This is a genomic window from Candidatus Accumulibacter sp. ACC012 (assembly GCF_907163155.1).
GTDB lineage: Bacteria > Pseudomonadota > Gammaproteobacteria > Burkholderiales > Rhodocyclaceae > Accumulibacter > Accumulibacter delftensis.
Window position 1 is genome coordinate 25,993 of record NZ_CAJQUC010000007.1, and the last position, 21,130, is coordinate 47,122.

Genomic DNA, 21,130 nt, shown 5'->3' on the forward strand with positions numbered 1-21,130 from the left:
TCGCCCTGACCGGGCAACGGTCAGCTTTGCCATAGCGATTCGAAGTCAAATGAGAGCTGTCGATGGTGACGGATCGACAACAGGTAGATGGTCGCATCGAAACGCGCGTAGAGCAGGAGGAAGTCCGGCAGAACGTACTCGCAAAGCACACCGCCTTCGCCGATCGCTGTCAGATTGCGCTGCAAGGCATCGAGCCCGTTACGTACCTCGACCGAGCGCGCCGGCCGATCCAGAAAGAGCCGCCCGATGTCGGGGAAACGCTCCAGATTCGGGATGACGGTATCCATGAGCTGATCGAGCAGCGTGTCGAACACCTGCGGCGCCTCCGCAGCAAGCAAGAAACGCTCGATCGCTTCGAGATTGCGCTCGAAGTTGGCGGTGAAGCTGACGCCGACCGGCACTGTCGCCGCGGCCGCTCAGACGCCAGACGACGCCGCACGACGGCGCTTCATCGCCTGCAGGGAAGTACGGGCATCCTGCACCCGAGCAGCTGCCACATCGTCGAGTCCCTTGCCGGCATCGTCGATCAACAGCAGGTGGATGTGCTCGCGCTCCAGTTGATGATAGTAATCAAGTCGCTCGGCGTCGATGATGGCGATATAGCTCTCGCCGTTCTTGGTGACGATTTTCTCCGCGCCGGCTTTGACCTGCTCGGCCAGCTCGGAAAGCGTGGCGCGCGCCTGGGAGAGAGAGATCACATCGCTGACCGAAAATGGCATGTCCGCCTCCGTGCTGAAAGATGTACAGAATCGAAGCCATCATACGCGTCACTTTTCGCGCAGAGAATAATACTTACCGGCGCTGGCGAAGCTTGCAGGTGCCGATGCCGGGCCAAGAACTGCCCTCCGAAAAGGCGGTCGCGCGGGATCCCGTCAGCGCTTCGACAGCGCCGGAAAATGCCTGCTGGCATTCGAACGCGGCGCCAACCGCCCGCTCGACCGGCCACCGGCCACGCCACTGGCGATGCGCAACCCGCTACTCACCTGGCGGATCGTCGCCAGCGTTTCGCTGTTGCTTAATTTGATCCTGTTGATGTTGCTGACGCGTTGAGTCGCCATCGACGGCCGACGAGAACGCCGCCTTCATTGCCGCGCAAGGCGCGCTCCAGCGCATCGTTTATGAACGGGGGCACGAACTCGGCGGCAACATCAACGCCGAGCACGGCAGCGGTCGGTGGCAGCGTGACGAACTGCAGCGCTGCACGAGTCCGGTCGAGATCGAGGTGATGCGGGCGATCAAGCGAACGCTCGATCCGCAGTGCCTGATGAAACCGGGCAAGATGCTCTGAGCGAACCGCCACGGCGGGCAGCGGGCAATTGGCACCCTACGGATCGGCGGGGCCAACAAATCCGTCGCTCGTCAGTGCCCGCCGCCAATGTCCATCGCGCTCTCGCCGCGCAATAGAAAAACGGCGGCTCGGCGCCGCCGTGCGGGTGCAACCGACTTCGCGAAGCGCTTGATCAAGCCCTGCGGCGTAGCGCGCGCAGGCCGACGAGGCCGAGGCCGAGCAGCGCCAACGAGCCCGGTTCGGGTACGCCTGGCTCAGGCGGCGTCGTCACGGTATTGGTGAAAGAGAAGCTGAGGTCGTTGTAGACGAAAGCGCCGCCATACAGGTCTTCAAAGCTCACCAGCGTCGTGTCGGCGGCCCAGTTTTCCTCGACCCGCGCGTGCTCATGACCGTCGGGGTTGCGGCTGGCCGGACCGGTGAAAAAGTCATAACCGGTGTTATTGACATGCAGACGGAAGATCAATTCGGTGCCGATCGCAAACGACCCGAGAGTTACCGTGCTGCCGACAGGCGACGAATGGTTATTGAAGATGAACAAGTCGTTGCTCAGGTCGCCATCGTCGCCAGGCGTGCCCGAGCCATTGAGCATCAGGTAGAGGTCGTTGCTGTATGCCGCCGAGTTGCCTTCGTACTTGGCAATGATCGGGTCGGTGCCGCCGACCAGGACGTTGAGGCCCTCGCCGGTGCTGGCAATGGGAAAAGCGTGGGCGACGACGGGTAGTATGCTGAGGGTGGTGGCAAGAATGGCAAGGGTCTTTTTCATGTTGTGGCTCCTACATTGACAGGCTATTCGTCGGGGGGGGTATTTCGGCCGAGGTAATGCGGCCATGCGTACAACCAAGCAAAACCTGTGCCATACTATATCTGCGCGTATTAAATCATGCCTTAAGAGCTTCCATCGCGTTTCCTTTCTTGGCCTGAAGGGCACGGGTGTAAATATTTCCGACAACGCCGAGTCCGGCACCGAACTCGGCGTTGCGCCCAACGGACTGGCGGAAGATTTGCAGCGCGACCGACTGCGCTACGACGTGGCCTTCGCCAGGAGGCTTTTCCAGTGTTCTCGGCCGCACCACCGGCGCAGCGCTTTACATCAGGCCAGCGAAGCGCCAGGATTGTGGAAGACGCGAGCTAACGGTCATGACCTGTCGAGGTACCCCAGATGATGAAAGTCATGACCGTTTCCCCCTCTTTCCCGGCCTTTCTCCCACGAGGGGAGAAAGGAGGTTCGTGAGTCGCTTGCGCAACTTTCACATTACAACGCTTTTCTTGACCACCACACGGAGGAACAACGATGATCCAGACCTACCTGATGTTCGAGGGCCGTTGCGAGGAAGCGATCGAGTTCTACAAACAAGCGCTTGACGCGGAAGTGCAGATGCTGATGCGCTACAAAGACAGCCCGGAGCCGCCACCCGGCTGTGATTCCCCGCAAAACGACGAAAAAGTGATGCACGCGGAGTTCCGCGTCGGCGACACGCTGCTCATGGCATCGGACGGGCGGTGCTCCGGATCGCCTGCTTTTCAGGGCTTTTCGCTGTCGATTGCGGCGACCGACGTTGGCGAAGCAGAACAGTATTTCACCGCCCTGGCCGACGGCGGGCAGGTGATCATGCCGCTTGCCAAAACTTTCTGGTCACCAGCGTTCGGGATGCTCACCGACCGCTTTGGTGTCCCGTGGATGGTCAATGTCCTGGCCTGATCGGCGTGGGTACCTCCTGCTTCGTCGGCTTCATTTTGGCGACGCCGCGCGGGCTGGTTTAACGCTGACCGGCAGCGTCGATCAACAGCAGGGGGATTGGCTCGCGCTCCAGAGGGCGCGCGCTGCCGGCCCGACATTCCCGGCTAGCGGAGAGTGTCCTGCTCAAGGCGGTCGCGAGTGACGCAATTGGCACTGCACAATCCTTCGCTTCCCCGGCGCCCAAACGCCGAAGCTTACGCTCGCCTGCAAGGCTCCCTTGTGATGTGGATAATGCCTTGCCGCGATAAGGGGGCGCGATGCCGGCCGCAAACCCATTGCACACCGATCACCAATTAATGGTAACCGTTCACTTCCCCTTAAGAAACGCCGCCAACACCATGTTTTGCGGCATAATTCATGACCATGACGACGACACGATAGCCGCGACGGGATGCGCCTGAGCAAGCATGATCTCTTCCAGATGGACGACGAGTGGCTGAAGAAGCTGCCGGCGGAGCTATTGCTGGAAGTATCGAAGCGACTGCTGCACGACGTCAAGGCGTTGCAGGATCAGCTGAATCAAAACCCGGGCAACAGCTCGCGGCCGCCGAGCACAAAGGCCCCGTGGGAGAAGGCGCGCGCCCCAGGCGTGGAGAAAGGCGCGCCAGCCCAGGCTGGCGCTGCCGATGGTGCTGGCGCCACGGCAGAGGGCCCGGCGCCGGCACAAGAGACTGTGCCGCCGGTAACCAAGGGCCCATCGTCCGGAAAGGGCTCGGGGAAGCGACCGGGCAAACAAACGGGTAGTCCGGGCCATGGTCGCACGCAAAAACTGGCGGTTACTGACCGTTGCGTGCACCGACCCGAGAACTGCGCGGCTTGTGGTGAAGCCCTGGCGGAGGATGCCGAGTCGCAGGCTTACACGGCCTGGGACGAGATCGACATCGCGCCGCCAGTCGAGGGCAGCATCGGGCTGATGTTCAGCGTGACGCGTCACACGCTGCTTGAAGTGCGCTGCGCTTGCGGGCACGTCAGCCGTGCCATGCCTTGGCGGGCGCCGCCCGACGCCCAGTGGGAAAAGGTTGAGCTGGGCGAATGGCGCTTGGTGGGTCCTCGTCTGGCCGGCGTGATCGTTCTGCTCGCGCTGCGGATGCGTCTGTCACGAGCGAGCATTCGCGAGCTCCTGCGGGAAGTCTTCGACCTGACGCTGAGCACCGGCGTGATCGATGAGACGATCCGGGAGGCGGGCCGTGCCAGCTTCCCACTGGAGGACGCGCTGGTGGCCGACGTCGTGCAGGTGGCGCAGTTGCACATCGATGAAACGTCGTGGCCGGAATCCGGCGTGCTGCTGTGGTTGTGGGCACTGGTCAGCACCTCTACGGTGCTGTACCTCATCGGCCCACGCACCCGGGAGATGCTTGAGAACGCCCTGCAAGACGGCTATACCGGCATTCTCATCAGCGATGGTTACGGGGTCTACAGAAACTGGGAAAACCGCCTGCGCTGCTGGCCGCACCTGATGCGCAAGCTGCGGGGGCTGGCCGAATCGAGCGATGGCCGGGTGTCCCGGGTTGGGCAGGAGATGGAAGCTATCCTGACAGCGCTGATGGCGGCCATCTACGCGGCGCGGCTCGATCCGCCGCCGCAAGCGCTGCCTGAGCGCTACGCCGCCGAGGTCAAACGGCTAAGGCACCTGTGCGAGCGGCATCAGACGGATGAACATCCGGCCCTGCGCAGTGTTGTGCGCGAGTTCCTCTATGACTGGAAAGTCATCCTGCGACCGCTCGCGGAGCCCCTGCTGCCGCTCTCCAACAACGCCGCCGAACAGGCGTTGCGACACTGGGTCATTTCACGCCGCATCAGTCACGGCACCCGTTCCGAAGAAGGATCCCGCGCCTTTGCTCTCCTGGCCAGCGTCATCGAGACCTGTCGCCGCCGCGGTGCCTCCGCCTGGCAGTACCTCGGCACCGTCATTGCTGCCGCTCGCAAAGGGTTACAGCTTCCCGCGCTTCCTACCATCCCGACCGCGGCATGGGGGGCGTGAACGATTACAATTAATGTGAAAGTCGCGTCTGCGACTCACGAAGCTCCCTTCTCCCCTCGTGGGAGAAGGGTTGGGGAAGAGGGGAAAACGGTCATGACTTTCATGATCGGGGGTATCTCGACAAGTCTTGACCGTTAGTGGTAATTTGTCCTCCGGAAAGACCCCAGCTTGGCCATGAACCAGAGCATCGGCTCCCTGGCACAAGGAGAAAAACGAGGGTAACCCGTGCAGCTGCAAGGGAAAACGTATGCGCAGCTGAAACGCGATGGATGCTCATCGCGACTCCAAAAAGACAGCTTCATCCACATTAGGAGGTGGTCATGAACTTGACAGTCAAAGTATTGCTGGGAATGGCACTAGGCATAGTGGTTGGCCTGGTGATCTAAAGTGGTCCCCTGAGTCAAGACAAATATCGATTCATTTTAAGTTGTGCATTTGACTTCGCTAGCAGCTGGACGGCGCTGCCCCGGTGTTGCCTTTGACTCTGCTTTTGATGCTGTCGTTGACTTTGCTTCTGCGGGTGGGGAATCGCCTGTGGAGCGTAGCGGAACAGGCGATTCCCCACCCGCGCGGCCAAACTTGTCGAGGATCAACGCTCCGCCACCTATGCCATTGCGATAGACGACCGCGGGTGCCGTGTTGCCCAGCGACTGGTGCGGACGCTCGCCGTTATAGAAGGCAAAGTACTCGGCGAGGCCGACCATCAATTCGCCCATGGTGGCATATCCCTTCAGGTACACGTCCTCGTACTTGACGCTGCGCCAGAGCCGTTCGACGAAGATGTTGTCGAACACGCGCCCCCGCCCATCCATGCTGATGACCACGCCTTCCCGCTTCAGCACTCCCGTGAAGGCTTCACTGGTGAACTGCGCGCCCTGATCGCTGTTGAAGATTTCTGGCGTGCCGTGGCTACGCAGGGCCTCCTCCAGGCAGTCGACACAGAACACCGCTTCCATGCTGTTGCTGATCCGCCAGCTGAGCACCTTGCGGCTGTACCAGTCGATCACTGCGACCAGGTAGGCGAAGCCGTGCGCCAGCCGGATGTAGGTAATGTCCGTGCTCCACACCTGATTGGGTCTGACCACAGCAACGCCACGCAGTAGATACGGATAGACCGGGTGCTCAGGGCGCGGACGGCTAGTGTTCGGCCCCGGCGCCATGCCCGACAGCCCCATCAGTCGCATCAGGCGTCGTACCCGCTTGCGATTGACCGTGTGCCCCGCTTGCGCAAGAAAAATCACCATCCGGCGGGTGCCGTAAAACGGGTGCCGCGTGTACTCCTCGTCGATCAGCCGACTGTGGACGAGATCGCTGGCATCGACCACCGGCGGCCGGCGCTGCGCATAGACCGTGGCTCGGCATAACCCTGCCAGAGCGCATTGCTGCACCACGGCGACGGGCTCGCCTGGGTCGATCCACCCATGCCGTATCACGGCAGGCTGATCCCAGACTTTTTTTTGAGCCAGTCGAGTTCCATCTTCAACTTGCCGATCTCGCTGTACAACAGCTCTGGCTCACGGTGCGCCGCCGCTGGCTTGGGGCCGCGCTTACCTTCAAACAGCGTCTTGGCATTCTCCTGGATGGCCTTCTTCCATTGCCCAACCTGGACAGGATGCACGCCGTACTCCCGCCCAATCTCGTTGATCGTCTTGACCCCACGTACAGCTTCCAGACCAACCTTGGCCTTGAACTCCGGCGTATGTACCTTCCGCGTCGCTACTTCACTCATCGCTTCTTGCTCCCTATGACCGAGCACAGCTTAAACCACTGTCTGATTTCCAGGGACCACTATAATCAACCTGGGCGGCCTTAGTCCAGCGGGCTCCTTCGTCAACGAGTACCTGGTCGATGGCTTGTTTCTCGTGGTTGGAAAACTCTTTGTCAACGCGCTGAAGATGATGGTGGTTCCGCTGGTGCTTTTTTCTCTGATTTGTGGCGTCTGCGGTATCGGCGACATCAGACTGCTGGGGCGTATCGGGACCAAGGCTTTCGTTCTGTACATCTTTACCACCGCGATCGCCATCGCCACAGGGATCCTGCTTGCTGCCGGACTGGGCATCGGCGAAGGCATGAACGCCGTCACGGAAACAGTATTCACCGGCAAGGATTCGCCACCGCTGTCCGAAGTGCTGATCAATATCGTCCCTTCCAATCCAGTCAGTGCCATGGCCACCGGTGAGATGCTGGCGATCATTTTCTTTGCCATCCTCTGCGGTGTAGGTATGTTGATGGTCGGCAAGAAGGCGCAGCCCGTCGTCGAGTTTGTCGAATTGCTCAACGAAGTGATGATGAAAATGGTCACCATCATCATGGCACTGGCACCTTACGCGGTCTTCTGTTTGCTTGCCAAAGCGATCGGCAGCCTGGGACTGGATTTGCTTGTCAAACTGATGGGCTATGTTGCCGTGCTGATTTCCGTCCTGCTGTTCCATCTGTTCGTGACCCTGCAAGTGATACTCAAGATTTTCTCCGGGCTGAGCTCGATGACCTTCCTGAAGAAAATGCGCAATGTGCAGGTATTTGCTTTCAGCACCTCGAGCTCCAACGCCACCATCCCGGTGACGCTGCGAACGGTTACTGAACGCCTTGGGGTCAAGAACTCGGTGGCCTCCTTTACGGTTCCGTTCGGCGCCACCATCAATATGGACGGCACGGCGATCATGCAGGGGGTGGCAACGGTATTCATCGCCAACGTCTACGGCGTCGATCTCGGCTTTGGCGGTTATCTGACCGTCATCCTGATGTCGGTCCTGGCTTCCATTGGTACCGCCGGCGTACCGGGGGTCGGACTGATCATGCTGTCGATGGTTTTCGCACAGGTTGGTTTGCCGATCGAGGGAATCGGCTTGATTCTCGGTGTCGACCGCTTGCTGGACATGATCCGGACCGCCGTCAATGTCTCGGGTGACGCCGTGGTATCGGTAATCGTCGCGAAGAGCGAAGGCCAGCTGGACCTGGACATTTATAACGACCCCGACGCTGGTGCCTTCGACACTGACGATGTACACCTCGACGAAGAAGTAGAACGCGAAATGGCGCAGATGGTCCGCAACACGCACGACCACAAATAGCAAGGCCTGTCCCGGCTTAAGAAATCGCCTAAGGCCGGGACACCACCACCGCCATTGCCCAGCACCGGCGGAGTGACTCCCGACGACCACGCGCCCGCTCGGGCGGAGCGTGGTCGTTGGCCTTTCCGGAGCCTTCACGGAAGCAACAAGCGCCTGCTTGACGCCGTGCCAGGCAGCGGCGTTCGCGCCCAGCTGGCTGACCGCGCCTGCCGCCGTCACGCGACTCACCCATGGTGATCAAGCATTCGTTACACTGCGCAGCGTGGGCATGCGCAAACAGTCATTCTGAACGTATTTGCGAAGCGATAAGAGGAGAGGAAATGATGGAACGAAACGTGATGGTGCAACTTGTCGGCGGCACTTTTCTGGCCGCCACGCTGCTTCTCGGAGCCAGTGGCACGGCCCTGGCCGATGATAAAACAGAGCCACCGGCCACGTCCGCAAAGGAGATCAAGGATCAGCGAGCCCTCAAGCTGCTGAAAGACATGAGTGACACCCTGGCCGCAGCGCGGACGCTCCAGTTCAAGGCGCGCAGCCTGCTGCCACTGGAGTCGCCGACCGGGCAGTACATCAGCCTCTTCGCAGCTTCACGGGTGCTGCTGCAACGACCGGATCGCCTGTTCGTCGAGTCGCGCGGCGACCTCCTGCCCAACGACCTCTACTACAACGGCAAGACGGTGACGGCCATCGGACCGGCCAGGAAATTCTACGCGCAGCAAGAAGCCAGCGGCAGCACCGTCGACGAAGTCGTGCAGCAAGAACACCCGGGCGCGGACACCTTGGCACCCTTCGTTGACCTCCTGGTTTCCGATCCCTATGCCCGCCTCACAAAGGACCTCTCGAGTGCCTTTGTGGTAGGGCAATCGACGATCGCCGGAGTCAAGACCGATCACCTCGCGTTTACCGCCCCCGGCATCGACTGGGAGCTATGGATCGGCGCACAGGACAAGCTGCCGCGCCTGGCGGTCGCCTCCTACCGCAGTGGTGAGCGGCAACCAACCTTCACCGTCGAGTTCTCGGACTGGAAGCTCAATGCGCCGCTGCCGGCACAGAGCTTCGAGGTCAGCATTCCGAAAGACGCCGTCAAGCTCGAGTTCAAGCGAATCGGCCTTGCGCAGTCCAAATAAGTGACACCAGGAAGGAACACAAGGAGCAATGCGATGAAACTAACGAAAACACTCATTCTCGGCGTCGCGGTGACCGCGAGCGTACTGGTTCCCCTTGCCGATGCCAATGCCTGGGTCGCTGCTGGCCGAGGCTGGGGCGGACGAGGCTTCGTTGCCGCTGGCCACCCCGGCGGCTACTACCATGGTGGCGGCTACTACCATGGCGGTTGCTACGGATGCGGCGCAGCCGCGGGTGCGGTGGCCGGCCTGGCCGTGGGAGCGATGGCAGGTGCAGCAATTGCCAGCGCGTCGCAACCGGTTTACGTAGCCCCGCAGCCGGTCTACGTAGCCCCGCAGCCGACTTATGTCGTCCAGGGCAATCTGCCGATCGGCAGCCAGTACGCAGCACTCCCGCCCAACGCCAAACACATGACAGTGAACGGCGCCCAGTATTACCAGAGCGGACCCAACTGGTACAAGCCCTACTTCGGGTCGAGCGGCGTGTATTACGAAGTCGTGCTGGCGCCGTAACGGTCCTGCCGGGCAGACGCTCAGCGGCGCCAGACGATGCGCGTGTTATTGGTCGAAGACGACCCGATGATCGGCAAGAGTGTCCAGCAAGGCCTGCGCCAGGATGGCAGCAGCGTCGACTGGGTGCGCGACGGACAAGCGGCCGAACTGGCCCTGACGACCACGCCCTACGAGTTGCTGCTGCTCGACCTCGGCCTGCCCGGCAGGTCCGGCCTGGACGTTCTCGCCAGACTGCGACGTTCCGGCAACGACATTCCGGTGCTGATCATTACCGCCCGCGACGCTGTCGCCGACCGCATCAGGGGGCTGGACAGCGGCGCTGACGATTACCTGGTGAAACCCTTTGACCTCGACGAGCTGTCGGCACGCATGCGGGCGCTGCTGCGCCGCCATGCCGGTCGCGCCAGCCCGGTGATCGAGCACGGCGACTTGCGCATGAATCCGGCGACCCACGAGCTGACCCAGGGCGGCAAGCCGGTGGCCCTTTCGGCGCGTGAATTTGCCCTCCTCCAGGCGCTGCTTGAACGGCCGGGAACGCCACTGTCGCGGACGAAACTCGAAGAGCGCTTGTACGGCTGGGGCGAAGAAATCGAAAGCAACGCCGTCGAAGTCTACATCCACTCCCTGCGGCGCAAGCTCGGCACTGAACGGATCAAGAACATCCGCGGTGTCGGCTACCTGCTCCCCCCTGGCTGATGACCTCGATCCGCCGCCAGTTGTTGCTGGCGCTGCTGTCGGTGATTACGCTGACCACGCTGCTCGGTGCGCTGGCCACCTACCGGACGGCGCGCGACGAGGCTAACGCGATGTTCGACTACCAACTGCGCCAGCTGGCCCTGTCCTTCCGCGACCAGGTCTTCCGGAGCGGTGGACAGCACAACTTCGCGCTCGACGGTGACGCGCAGGACTTCTCGATCCAGGTCTGGCGTCCGGACGGCACACGGCTCTACCTTTCGCACCCGCGCGACGGGCTACCCGACAAGACGCCGCTCGGCTTCGCGACCATCGATACCGGCCGCGGCAAGTGGCGCGTGTTCGGCATGCAGCAGCGCGGCCAGACGATTCAGGTCGCGCAACCGTTGCATTCGCGCGACGAACTGGCGCTGGCCGCCGCCTTGCGAACCGTCGCCCCGTTTCTGCTCATGCTGCCGGTTCTCGGGGTGCTGATCTGGGTGGTTGTCGGCCGCGGACTACGCCCGCTCGACGCGGTCGCGCGAGCGGTCAGCACGCGCACCGCAGTCGCCCTCGACCCCCTCCCGGAGAACCGGGTGCCTAGCGAAGTGGTGCCGCTGGTGCGGGCGCTGAACGAGCTGCTCGACCGGCTCAAGCACGCATTGCAGGCGCAACGCGAGTTCACCGCCGACGCCGCGCACGAACTGCGCACCCCGCTGGCGGCACTGAGCCTGCAGGTGCAACTCGCTGAACGGGCACCGGATGCGGCTGCTCGTGCCGAAGCCTTCGGCGAATTGAAAGGCGGCTTGCGACGCGCGACGCATTCGGTGCAGCAGTTGCTGACCCTGGCCCGCCAGGAACCGGGCAGCGGCGGCCAGGCAGAGCATATACCAAGCCCGCTACGGCTTGGCGAGCTGGTGGCGGCGGTGATCGCCGCGCAGCTGCCGCTGGCGGAAGCAAAGGATATCGATCTCGGCGCCGCAGCAGGCAGCGGCGAGGACATGCTTGACGGCGACGAAGAGGCGCTGCACATCCTGATCACCAACCTGGTCGGCAACGCCATTCGCTATACCCCCGCTGGCGGCCGCGTCGATGTCGCCAGCGGTGCAGACGAGAGCGGCGTGTTCATCGAAGTCAGCGACTCGGGCCCGGGCATTCCCGCCGAAGACCGGCAGCGCGTCTTCGACCGCTTCTATCGCCGCGCACAGAGCGACGAAGCGGGTAGCGGCCTGGGGCTGGCCATCGTCAAGACCATCGCCGAACGCCACCGGGCGACGGTGCAGCTCGGCGAGGCCGCGCTTGGCGGCTTGCGCGTGCGCGTTCAATTCGAGCCCTGCGCAGCTTCCTCTGGCCCTCGCGCCTTCTCTCGCGCCGCTGCCTCCTTACCTCCTGGCCGACCGTCTTAAGTCAGCTTTAAGTCGTGACCCTCTATCGTACGTGCCACTGGAAGCGAATCGCTTCCCCTCTGGAACGGAACAGGAGATCACCATGCATGCACCGACCTTCAAACGCAGTCTACTGGCAGCGGCGCTGATCGCCGCGCTTGGCACCGGCTACGCCACCCTGGGTGGCGATATCATCCGCCCCGCCGACGCCGTCGCAGCTCTCGCGCCACCGGCCGCGGCGCCGCTGGCCGGCCCCGGCATCGGGCTACCCGACTTCCGGTCAATCGTCGAGCACAGTGGCCCGGCGGTGGTCAATATCAGCGCCAGCGGGTCGTCGAAAACAGCCTTTTCAGGCGGCGGCGACGATGATCCGCGCCTCCCCGAACTCTTCCGCCGCTTCGGCAGGCCAATGCCCGAGGGCGGAACGCCCGCGCAGGGCATGGGTTCAGGCTTCATTGTCAGTGCTGACGGGCTGATTCTGACCAACGCCCACGTCGTCAGCGGCGCCGACGAGGTCACCGTCAAACTGACCGACAAGCGCGAGTTCAAGGCCAAGGTTGTCGGCCTCGACAAACTGACCGACATCGCCGTGCTGCGCATCGCCGCCAAGGACCTGCCGGTCGTTCGCCTCGGCAGCCCGGGCAGTGCCCAGGTCGGCGAATGGGTGGTCGCCATCGGTTCGCCCTTTGGCTTCGAGAACAGCGTCACTGCCGGCATCGTCTCGGCGAAAGGCCGCTCGCTGGCCAGCGACAGCTACGTGCCGTTCATCCAGACCGACGTGGCGGTCAATCCGGGTAATTCGGGCGGACCACTGATCAACCTGAACGGCGAAGTGATCGGTATCAATTCGCAGATCTACAGCCGCAACGGCGGCTATCAGGGAGTGTCATTCGCCATTCCCATCGACGTGGCGATGAACATCCAGGAGCAATTGCTGAAAAACGGCAAGGTCAGTCACGGCCGCCTCGGAGTCACCATCCAGGAGGTATCGCAGTCGCTGGCCGAGTCCTTCGGCCTGAAAAATACCGCCGGCGCGCTGATCAGTTCGGTCGACAAGACAAGCCCGGCGGCAGCCGCCGGGCTCGAAGCGGGCGATATCATCCTGAAACTGGATGGCACGGAAATCGCGCGCTCGACCGAACTGCCGCCAATCGTCGCCGCGCTCAGGCCGGGAACGCAGATCAAGCTGCAAGTCTGGCGCAAGGGAAGTACCCGCGATATCGCCTTGGCGGTCGGCGAAATCCCGACGCCGGCACAAGCGGTGGCGAGCGGCGGCGAAGCCGACAACCCACGTCTTGGTCTGGCTCTGCGTCCCCTTAACCCACAGGAGCAGCAGCAAAGCGGCATAGCCAGCGGTCTGCTCGTCGAAAACGTCAGTGGTCCGGCGGCCAAGGCCGGCATCCGGCGTGGCGACATCGTCCTGTCGCTCAACGGCCAGGAGGTGCGCGACATCGAGCAGTTGCGTGGGCTGCTCGACAAGGCCGGCAAAACCGTTGCCCTGCTGATCGAACGCGACGACGCGAAGATCTTCGTGCCCGTCGACATCGGTTGAGCATGGCTCGGCGACGGCTGGCTACCAGTGATGCGGTCGCGCTAGCTGCAGCGCGCGCCATTTTTCGACCGCGAGGCGGCAAATGATTGACGCCCTCTTCGACCTTCTCGGCACCTTCTATCAAAGCGGCCAACTGGAGCAGGCCGAATGGATCGCGCGCAGCATCCTGGAAGCGATCCCCGACGATATCGTTTCGCTGCAGTTTCTCGGTCTGCTCTATTACCGGAGCGCGCGCCGCAGCGAGGCGATGCAGGCCTTCAACGCGGCACACATCGATGCGCCTGCGGCCGCTCCGGCAGCCGCTGCTGACCCGGATCTGCGGGCCTCGGCACAGTGCTTGCGCGCCGCGAGTGGCCACGGTTCGACACTGGCGGGGGCGTGGTACGACCTCGGCCTGGTGCTCTTCCGCCTGGGCCATTACGGGCAGGCGCTCGCCGCGTTGCAGGCGGCAATTGCCGCGCGTCCCGACTATCCGGCAGCCCAGACCGCGGTGCGCAGAATCTCCGGGTTTTCTGCGCACCGACGAGCGCACAGCAAACAGCAGCAAACAGCGCTGGCGGTCGCAAACACGCTCGACGGCCAGCCGAAAAGCTAGTGTAGTGTTGCGTTCTTGATGAGGCTTTCGGCAAGCATCTCCGACCCTCCGTCATGGCGAGGAGGCGAATCCGACGCGGCAATCCAGAGGTTTGGCTTTTCGCGTGCTCACGATGTCGATGTGGTGGGAAATAGTGAGAGGATGGAACTGGATTGCCGCGTCGGCTGCGCCTCCTCGCAATGACGTGGGGGCTGGTGTGGCGCCGCATTCGCCATTCACCATTCCTGACGTGGCCTTGAGCACCCATGACAGCGGCGGGAAACCCGCGGGGTAGCCGGAATTTATAGGTTCCATACTGCGTGCACCACTAACCAGCGCCGGCAAGGGCGCTTGCCCACAGCGGCGAAGAGTGGAATCATGCGCAGGTAAAGGTTCCGCCCCCCACCATGAGCAAGCCCCCCAGCAAGGAAATGATCGCCGCCGACTCGGCGCTGCTGCGCCCGAAAAACTCGGCCGACGTGATACTGTCGGCCGGGCTATCGACAGCCGTTGCCAGAAGTACCGACCAGATCGTCGCCATCGGCGCCTCGACTGGCGGCACGCAGGCGCTGGAGCTCGTTCTGCGTCGCCTGCCGGCGACTTGCCCGGGCATGGTCATCGTGCAGCACATGCCCGAGCGCTTCACGGCGATGCTCGCGCAGCGTCTCAACGCGATCTGTCAGATCGGAGTGCGTGAGGCGCGCAACGGCGATCGAGTCGGCGCGGGCCTGGCGCTGATTGCACCCGGCAACAAACACATGCTGCTCAGACGCAGCGGCACGCATTACCTAGTCGATATTGTCGACGGACCGCTGGTCAACCGCCACAAGCCTTCGGTCGACGTGCTTTTCCGCTCGGTCGCGAAGTTTGCCGGCGCCAACGCGCTGGGGATCATCATGACCGGCATGGGTGACGATGGCGCTCGCAGTCTCAAGGAAATGCGCGACGCGGGAGCCAGGACGATCGCCCAGGACGAAGCGAGTTGCGTCGTTTTCGGCATGCCCAAGGAAGCCATCAGGCGCGGTGGCGCCGAGCAGGTCATGGCTCTCGAACAGATCCCCGGCGCGTTGCTCGCCTTCGGCCGCAGCAGCGGAGTGCGCGGCATCTCCTGAAGCGAGGCTGGCCTTGTTCGGCAAAGGCAAAAGCACCGCCGCTGGCCTGTCGAGCGCGAGGTCTTGCGTGCTGCGTGCCGAGGGTTGGCAATGCAAACCAGCTTCACTAGCGCACCGGCATCGCGTATGCTCCGCGGATGGGTATTCTGGGAGTCATCGCGGCGTCGGAGCCGCATACCGCCGAAGCCGGCGCCTGTCTGCTGCGCCGCGGCGGTAACGCGGTCGATGCGATCGTCGCCGCCAAGCTCGCGGCAACGGTCACCGAACTGCCGCTGACTTCCCTGGGCGGCGGCGGTGTCTGCCTCTGGGGCGACGCTGACGCTGGCTACAAGGTCCTCGACTTTTTTGCGACCACACCCGGGCGCGGCCTCAGCAGCCCACCGCCCCTAGATTTTGCGCCGGTGACGGTCGATTTCGGACGCACCACGCAGATCTTCCATGTCGGTCGAGGGGCGGCCGCGGTTCCCGGAGAGCTGGTCGGCCTGCTCGAACTGCATCGTCGCGCCGGGCGCGTGCCGCTGCGCGAAGTCGTCGCTCCGGCGGCGGCCTGGGCCCGTGACGGTTTCACGGTCAGCCCGCAGATCGCGATGATCATCGCCCTCGTCGCGCCCATCGCCCGCCGCTCGCCAGCCGTGGCCAAGCTCTTCTTCCCGCGCGGAGTTCTGCCGCAAGCAGGTGATCGCTTGAGCAACCCCGAGCTCGGCGACTTCCTGCACGCGCTTGGTGAAGCTAACACCGACAGCCACGTCGCCCGCTACCGGGCGTCGCTGGTCGACAACTTCGGCCCGGCGCAAGGCGGACTGATCACCGCCCAGGACGTCGCGGCGTACGCACCGGTGATCCGCGAACCGCTGCGCGTCGGCTTTGGCCCCTACACGGTGCTTACCAACCCGCCGCCGGCCGCCGGCGGTGGGCTGATCGGTGCCGGCCTGCATATCGCCGAGCAACTCGGCCTCGGTGAAGAGCCCTTCCTGTCGAGCAAGCAGCAACTGGCGATGGCGGCGCTGCTGACCACCGTGTCGGAAATCCGCCAGGCCGGCTACGACCAACGCCTCTACACCGACCCCGGGGCTATCCTCGACCTGGCCGCTGGCAAGGGCATTCCTGTCTGGGCCGCGCGCGCGCAAAGCCTGTTTGCCGAGAACCAACTCGGCGCCACGACGCATATCTCGGTCATCGACGCCGACCGCATGGCCGCGGCAATGACCACCAGCAATGGCGAAGGTTGCGGTGAAGCCTTGCCGGGCCTGGGTATCCACGTCAACAATTTCCTCGGTGAAGACGACATCAACCCCGCTGGTTTCCACCAAGGGGCGCCGGGAACCTGGATGAGCACGATGATGTCGCCGACCATCGTCGTCGCTGGCGAGCGCCCGTGCTTCGCGCTCGGCAGCGGCGGCTCGAACCGCATTCGCAGCGCCATCCTGCAAACCCTGCTCAATCTGCTGGCCTATCGCCGGCCGCTAAAGGAAGCAGTGAACGCGCCTCGCCTGCATGTCGAAGGCACCCGGCTGTGGTTTGAAAGCCATGACCTCGGCGCCGGGGCCGCGGCAGCCCTGCAGGCAGCATGGCCCGCAGCGACCTGCTTCGACGAGGCAAGCCTGTTCTTCGGTGGAGTGAACTGCGTCGCCAATGGCCACGACCGTCTCTACGGCGCCGGTGACCGCCGGCGTGGCGGCGTTGTGGTCGTTGCCGAACAGTAGAGTGGTCGAATGGTGGAGAGGTCGGCTGGCGCAGGCACCCACACGCACCGTACGCCCGAATTCCCCTACCCTCTTCTCTACGGGAACGCTGCCCCTCAGAAGCTGTAGCGTACCTCCGAATAGACGCGGTCACTGTCGTCATAGCGCCCGAAGAATCCCTGTGGTGGTCCATTGAAGATATCGACGCCGACCGCCAGGTCCCAGTTCTTCTCGAAGTTCCAGCTTACGCGCGGGCGCAGCATCCAGTCGTTGCGGTTGAAGCTGGCGATATACAGCGCCTGCGCTTCGAACCGGTCGCCGAACTTGTGGTTCAAGAGCAGGCTGTAGCCGTTTTCGTTGCTCGACGGAATGATATTCGGGTCATGATCCAGGAAATGATTCTGGAATACCTGGACATTGATTCGGGTATCGGTGAACTGTGAGAAGTCGAGGCCGAGCACCCAGGTGAAGGTATTCTGCTCGACCAGGCCATCGGCGTCCGTCAGGTCGGTCACCTCATACTTCTGGCCGCCGGTGTAGACCGCTTCGCCCTTGAGCACCATCGAACCGAGGTCTTTGGCAAAGGTCGTTCCGTACTGATCGATGCGCTCGTGCTGAGCCTGATAGGTCACGCTTGGCTGGGCTCCAGCGATGATTTCCCGGTAGAAAGTCGGCGCGACGCTCATGCTGCTGTAGGCAAAAGCCGCCACATCCCAGCCGTTGTGGAGAACCGACAGGCGCATGCCATAGTTGGTGTTGGCAAGGTTGCGCGTCGGAATCTTCTCATTGCGAAAAGTCGCCTCGCCGTAGGGTACCAGCGTGTAGTCGTAGAACTGCGCGCCCGGCTTACCGATGTTGTCGTAGCTGGCCACCGGGATCCAGATCGCTTCGGCGTGGAAATCGCCCTTGAAGTACTCGGCACGTGCGGCCCACTGCGGAATGCGCAGGATATCGAACTCCGGCAGCACGAAATGCCGCATGTCTTTGGCGGAAACGACGTCACCGAAGAGCAGACCGACCATCTCGCCCCAGATGATCTGCTGCCGGCCAAAACGGAAATCCCAGTCGCCGACGCCGATATCGATGTAATTCTCGCGCAACAGCACATTCAGGGTTTGATTGTCATTCACCTGTTGGGGGTAGAAATCACTCATGGCATAAACGGCGTCGAAGTCCACGCGCACCCCCAGGTGCCATTTGACGCCGCTGCTGAAATCCCCCTGTGCGCTGAGATCGGCGCGCGTCATCGCCTCCGACCAGTGCGATGGCTCGGGCGTGGTATAAGCCATCACATTCTGGACAAAACCGCGGTAGCGCACCGGACGCGACGGCGACTTGGCAACGGTCTGCGCGGCCAGAGCTTTCGGCGAAGCATCGTCGCCGTCGCCAAACACGGCATCGCGGCGGACCGGTAGTTCACCAACTGGCGCAGGAGCGGCGGCTGGCTCGTCGCTACCGAACAAGGCATCGCGGCCGAGCGGCAGTTCGCCAGTTGGCGCAGTGGCGGCTGGCTCATCGGTGCCAAACAAGGCGTCGCGACTCAGGGGCGCAGCGCTTTCTGGAGCGGCAACTGGAGCAACGGCCGGCGCCGCAGCAGGCCCCGCGGCCGGCTCGTCGGTGCCGAACAGGTCATCCCTGCTCATCGGCAAATCGTCCGCCTTCGCAGCAAGCAGAAGCGCCGTCGGCATTGGCGAGACACGCACGGCGACGTCGCTGACAGCTCGATTGGCAGCATCCGCAGGCTGTGCCAGGAGCGGCAGCGGCAAGCTCGCGACAACCAGGGCGAGCGCGGTGAAAGGCGGCTTACTTCTGATCTGCATTGTGGTTTCCCGGGTCGTTATCTGGCGCCTCACTCGGCACGGCATTGTGCTTGTCCTTATCATTTATCGCTAGCGCCTCGGTCTCCGCGGCGCCGGCTGCGCTGTCGACAAGGGCTTCCGCCGAACGATGACGCGCAAGCGACCACCTGCGGTTCGCACGTACGCCGAGCAGGGCGATCTCGCCATCCTCGACGCGCACCAGCCGGTCAGCCTTGGCAATCACACGCTTGTCGTGGGTGGAGAAAATGAAAGTCGTTTTCAGTGCCCGGTTGATCTTCTTCATCAGCAGGAGGATTTCCTCGCCGGTCTTGTGGTCGAGGTTGGCAGTCGGTTCGTCGGCCAGCACAATGGCCGGCTTGATCACCAGGGCCCGGGCGATAGCCACGCGTTGGCGCTGGCCACCACTCAGCTGGTTCGGACGGTGGGTCGCAAACTTCGTAAGGCCAACAATGTCGAGAAAGTAGGCCACCCGCCGGCGGCGGTCCGCAGCCGACATATCCCTGCGCTGCAGCAGCGGGTATTCGACGTTTTCGGCGGCCGACAACACCGGCAACAAATTGAAGGTCTGAAAAATGAAACCGATGGTCCGGGCACGCAGATCGGCGAGTTGGTCCGCCGTCCGGCCGCTGACGTCCTGGTCGTTAATGTAAATTTTTCCGCTGGTCGGCGTGTCAATGCAGCCGATCAGGTTCAACAAGGTCGTCTTGCCACTGCCGGAAGGACCGGCAATCGCCAGAAAGACGCCGGCGTCGAAGGCCAGAGTAATATCCTTGAGGGCTTGGACTTTCTGCTCACCGAGCTGATAATCCTTGCAGACGTGTTCGATACGGACAACGCTCATACGGTGGCACTTCCTGCCAACCGGCAGAGCGGTCAGCACAATGAGGTGAAAACGATGGAAAGCATGACGATCCGCCATTCTGGTGTCAAGACGGCCTTGCTGCTTCTCTTGCTAACTTTCTCGGCCTGGACCGCAGCAGCGCCGCTGGCGATGGCCACGCAGGAAGAAGCCGGCAACCCGGCAGACAACCAGGCAGACAACGAAGCCTTGGCTCGGATGATCGTCAAAAATGCCGACGAGGTGCGTTTTCCCGCCGACGGCTTTCAGGTCGACGTAACAATCACCACGTCCGAGAAAGGCGGCCAGCCCGACGTGCATAAGTATCGAGTGCTATCGAAGGGCAACACCAACAGCGTGGTGATGGTCACCGAACCGGCATCCGAGCGTGGTCAGATCATGCTCATGAAAGATCGCAATCTGTGGATCTTCATGCCTGAAGTCTCACAGCCGATTCGGCTCGCTCTCTCGCAAAGGCTGACCGGTCAGGTTGCCAATGGCGATCTGGCGCGCGCCAACTTCGCCGACGACTACAATCCCAAGCTGCTGCGCACCGAGCAGATCGGCGATGACGACTTTTACGTGCTCGAACTGACCGGGGTCGACCGCGGAGTCACCTACCAACGGGTACTCTACTGGGTCCGGAAAAAGGACTCCTGGCCATACCGCGCGGAATTCTATTCGCTGTCCAGGCGCCTGTTGAAATCCTGCAAGTACGAGAATTTCCAGACCATGGAAGGCAGGAAGCGGCCGACGCGACTGGTCATGGAAGACGCGCTGCGCGGCGGCGAGCAGTCGGTCTTGGAGTACAACAGCATGAAGCTGCGCGATCTGCCGGACAAGATTTTCACCAAGGATTACCTCAAGAAACTCGACTAGAGCGACGCTCACCGGGGCTGCGGGCGCCACTTCGTAGTAGTATGTTTGGCTGCTGTCGACAACTCGCCGGGCAGCCAGAAAAGAGCAGAAAGGTAGCCCATGTTTCTTTCGAACTTGACAGAGCTGACCATGAGCCAGGGCTACCGGCGGTTCTTCAAGGTCGTCCCGGCACTGACCGACGAACTGCGTGCCGAAAACTACCGCATCCGCCACGAAGTGTATTGCCGGGAACTGGGTTATGAGCCACTGCGTCCTGAGGGCCTCGAAGCGGATGCCTACGATGAGCAGTCGCTGCATTGCCTGGTGCAGTCGGTTTCGACAGGCGACTTTGTCGGCTGTGCGCGCCTCGTGCTGATTGATCCCAAAATTGCGCAACAGGCCTGGCTACCGTTGGAGATCAGCTGCGCGGAAACGCTGGACCGCTCCCTTGTTGATCCGCGGACGCTGGACCGTGCGCGAATCGCGGAAATCTCCCGCCTGGCAGTGATTGGCAGCTACCGCCGCCGGCCGGGCGAGAAAGATAGACCGATCTCGATCTCGGAGGAGGACTTCGGCACAGCCAAGCAACCGCGCCAGCCCTACCTTGCTCTGGCGGTCTATCTTTGCCTGATCGCGCTGGCCCGCCACTACGGAATCACGACCCTCTTCGTGCTCACCGAACCGCGTCTGGCGTCAAACCTGACACGCATGGGCGTGAAGGTCACCCAGATAGGCGGCGCGATAGAACACCGCGGCACGCGTATTCCATCAATGCTGTCGGTCGAGGAAGTCATTGACGGCATGAACTTCGTTCTCCGCACGCTCTTCGAGGTCGTCGCGCGCGAGGTCCAGGAAGGTGTCACAGCCGCTGGCGAGAACGCGATACGCGCCGGCCACCACCCGACTACCTAGCCGACCACCA

18 protein-coding genes and 2 pseudogenes are annotated in these 21,130 nt (G+C 62.6%); 14 read left to right on the forward strand and 6 right to left on the reverse strand.

The window, feature by feature from the left end:
- Positions 1-20: 20 nt before the first annotated feature.
- The gene (locus QZ648_RS08830; protein WP_291996778.1) at positions 21-401 is read right to left on the reverse strand and encodes a type II toxin-antitoxin system RelE/ParE family toxin; all 381 of its coding nucleotides are present in this window, start codon (positions 399-401) and stop codon (positions 21-23) included.
- Positions 402-416: 15 nt separating this feature from the next.
- Positions 417-719: a type II toxin-antitoxin system Phd/YefM family antitoxin gene (locus QZ648_RS08835; protein ID WP_291996779.1), complete on the reverse strand. Its 303-nt coding sequence runs from the start codon at positions 717-719 to the stop codon at positions 417-419.
- 428 nt (positions 720-1,147) lie between these two features.
- Here QZ648_RS08835 and QZ648_RS08840 point away from each other — a divergent pair, with 428 nt between their 5' ends.
- Positions 1,148-1,288: an FAD-linked oxidase C-terminal domain-containing protein gene (locus tag QZ648_RS08840; protein ID WP_291996861.1), complete on the forward strand. Its 141-nt coding sequence runs from the start codon at positions 1,148-1,150 to the stop codon at positions 1,286-1,288.
- 172 nt (positions 1,289-1,460) lie between these two features.
- Here the strand turns inward: QZ648_RS08840 and QZ648_RS08845 are convergent, their stop codons facing one another.
- Positions 1,461-2,051, reverse strand: coding sequence for a PEP-CTERM sorting domain-containing protein (locus QZ648_RS08845; RefSeq protein WP_291996780.1), 591 nt, complete (start codon positions 2,049-2,051; stop codon positions 1,461-1,463).
- Positions 2,052-2,579: 528 nt separating this feature from the next.
- On the opposite strand from QZ648_RS08845, the gene QZ648_RS08850 reads away from it, so the two are divergent.
- Together QZ648_RS08850 and QZ648_RS08855 are read left to right on the forward strand one after the other, a co-directional pair.
- Positions 2,580-2,987, forward strand: a complete 408-nt coding sequence (locus tag QZ648_RS08850) for a VOC family protein (RefSeq protein ID WP_291996781.1) — start codon at positions 2,580-2,582, stop codon at positions 2,985-2,987.
- A 430-nt stretch (positions 2,988-3,417) separates the two neighbouring features.
- On the forward strand, positions 3,418-5,007 hold the full coding sequence (locus QZ648_RS08855) for an IS66 family transposase (RefSeq protein WP_291995935.1): 1,590 nt from the start codon (positions 3,418-3,420) through the stop codon (positions 5,005-5,007).
- 566 nt (positions 5,008-5,573) lie between these two features.
- Here the strand turns inward: QZ648_RS08855 and QZ648_RS08860 are convergent.
- A pseudogene (locus tag QZ648_RS08860) lies at positions 5,574-6,736 on the reverse strand (IS3 family transposase); the annotation flags it as partial.
- Positions 6,737-6,797: 61 nt separating this feature from the next.
- Between QZ648_RS08860 and QZ648_RS08865 the strand changes: the two are divergent.
- From QZ648_RS08865 to QZ648_RS08905, 9 genes and pseudogenes are all read left to right on the forward strand, one after another.
- Positions 6,798-8,078: a dicarboxylate/amino acid:cation symporter gene (locus QZ648_RS08865; protein WP_291996862.1), complete on the forward strand. Its 1,281-nt coding sequence runs from the start codon at positions 6,798-6,800 to the stop codon at positions 8,076-8,078.
- A 320-nt stretch (positions 8,079-8,398) separates the two neighbouring features.
- Positions 8,399-9,205, forward strand: a complete 807-nt coding sequence (locus QZ648_RS08870; protein ID WP_291996782.1) for a DUF2092 domain-containing protein — start codon at positions 8,399-8,401, stop codon at positions 9,203-9,205.
- Positions 9,206-9,238: 33 nt separating this feature from the next.
- Positions 9,239-9,715: a hypothetical protein gene (locus QZ648_RS08875; protein ID WP_169067288.1), complete on the forward strand. Its 477-nt coding sequence runs from the start codon at positions 9,239-9,241 to the stop codon at positions 9,713-9,715.
- 36 nt (positions 9,716-9,751) lie between these two features.
- Positions 9,752-10,411, forward strand: coding sequence for a response regulator (locus tag QZ648_RS08880; protein WP_291996783.1), 660 nt, complete (start codon positions 9,752-9,754; stop codon positions 10,409-10,411).
- Positions 10,411-11,793 carry an ATP-binding protein gene (locus QZ648_RS08885; protein ID WP_291996784.1) on the forward strand — a complete coding sequence of 461 codons (1,383 nt, stop codon included), beginning with the start codon at positions 10,411-10,413 and terminating at the stop codon, positions 11,791-11,793. Before QZ648_RS08880 ends, QZ648_RS08885 begins: the two co-directional genes overlap by 1 nt.
- Positions 11,794-11,875: 82 nt before the next feature.
- Positions 11,876-13,324, forward strand: a complete 1,449-nt coding sequence (locus QZ648_RS08890; RefSeq protein WP_169067285.1) for a DegQ family serine endoprotease — start codon at positions 11,876-11,878, stop codon at positions 13,322-13,324.
- A gap of 82 nt (positions 13,325-13,406) precedes the next feature.
- Entirely contained in the window at positions 13,407-13,919 is a 513-nt protein-coding gene (locus QZ648_RS08895; RefSeq protein ID WP_291996785.1) for a tetratricopeptide repeat protein, read from the forward strand.
- 440 nt (positions 13,920-14,359) lie between these two features.
- Positions 14,360-15,010 (forward strand): annotated as a pseudogene (locus tag QZ648_RS08900) (chemotaxis protein CheB); the annotation flags it as partial.
- 137 nt (positions 15,011-15,147) lie between these two features.
- Positions 15,148-16,713: a gamma-glutamyltransferase gene (locus QZ648_RS08905; protein WP_291996786.1), complete on the forward strand. Its 1,566-nt coding sequence runs from the start codon at positions 15,148-15,150 to the stop codon at positions 16,711-16,713.
- Positions 16,714-16,808: 95 nt separating this feature from the next.
- Here QZ648_RS08905 and QZ648_RS08910 read toward each other — a convergent pair whose 3' ends face one another.
- Complete coding sequence (locus tag QZ648_RS08910; RefSeq protein ID WP_291996787.1) at positions 16,809-18,512, reverse strand: DUF1302 family protein; 1,704 nt, start codon at positions 18,510-18,512, stop codon at positions 16,809-16,811.
- Positions 18,496-19,353: an ABC transporter ATP-binding protein gene (locus QZ648_RS08915; protein ID WP_169067282.1), complete on the reverse strand. Its 858-nt coding sequence runs from the start codon at positions 19,351-19,353 to the stop codon at positions 18,496-18,498. Before QZ648_RS08915 ends, QZ648_RS08910 begins: the two co-directional genes overlap by 17 nt.
- Before the next feature lie 54 nt (positions 19,354-19,407).
- Between QZ648_RS08915 and QZ648_RS08920 the strand changes: the two genes are divergently transcribed.
- Positions 19,408-20,229, forward strand: a complete 822-nt coding sequence (locus QZ648_RS08920) for an outer membrane lipoprotein-sorting protein (RefSeq protein WP_291996788.1) — start codon at positions 19,408-19,410, stop codon at positions 20,227-20,229.
- A gap of 99 nt (positions 20,230-20,328) precedes the next feature.
- Complete coding sequence (locus QZ648_RS08925) at positions 20,329-21,120, forward strand: PEP-CTERM/exosortase system-associated acyltransferase (protein WP_169067280.1); 792 nt, start codon at positions 20,329-20,331, stop codon at positions 21,118-21,120.
- Positions 21,121-21,130 lie beyond the last annotated feature (10 nt).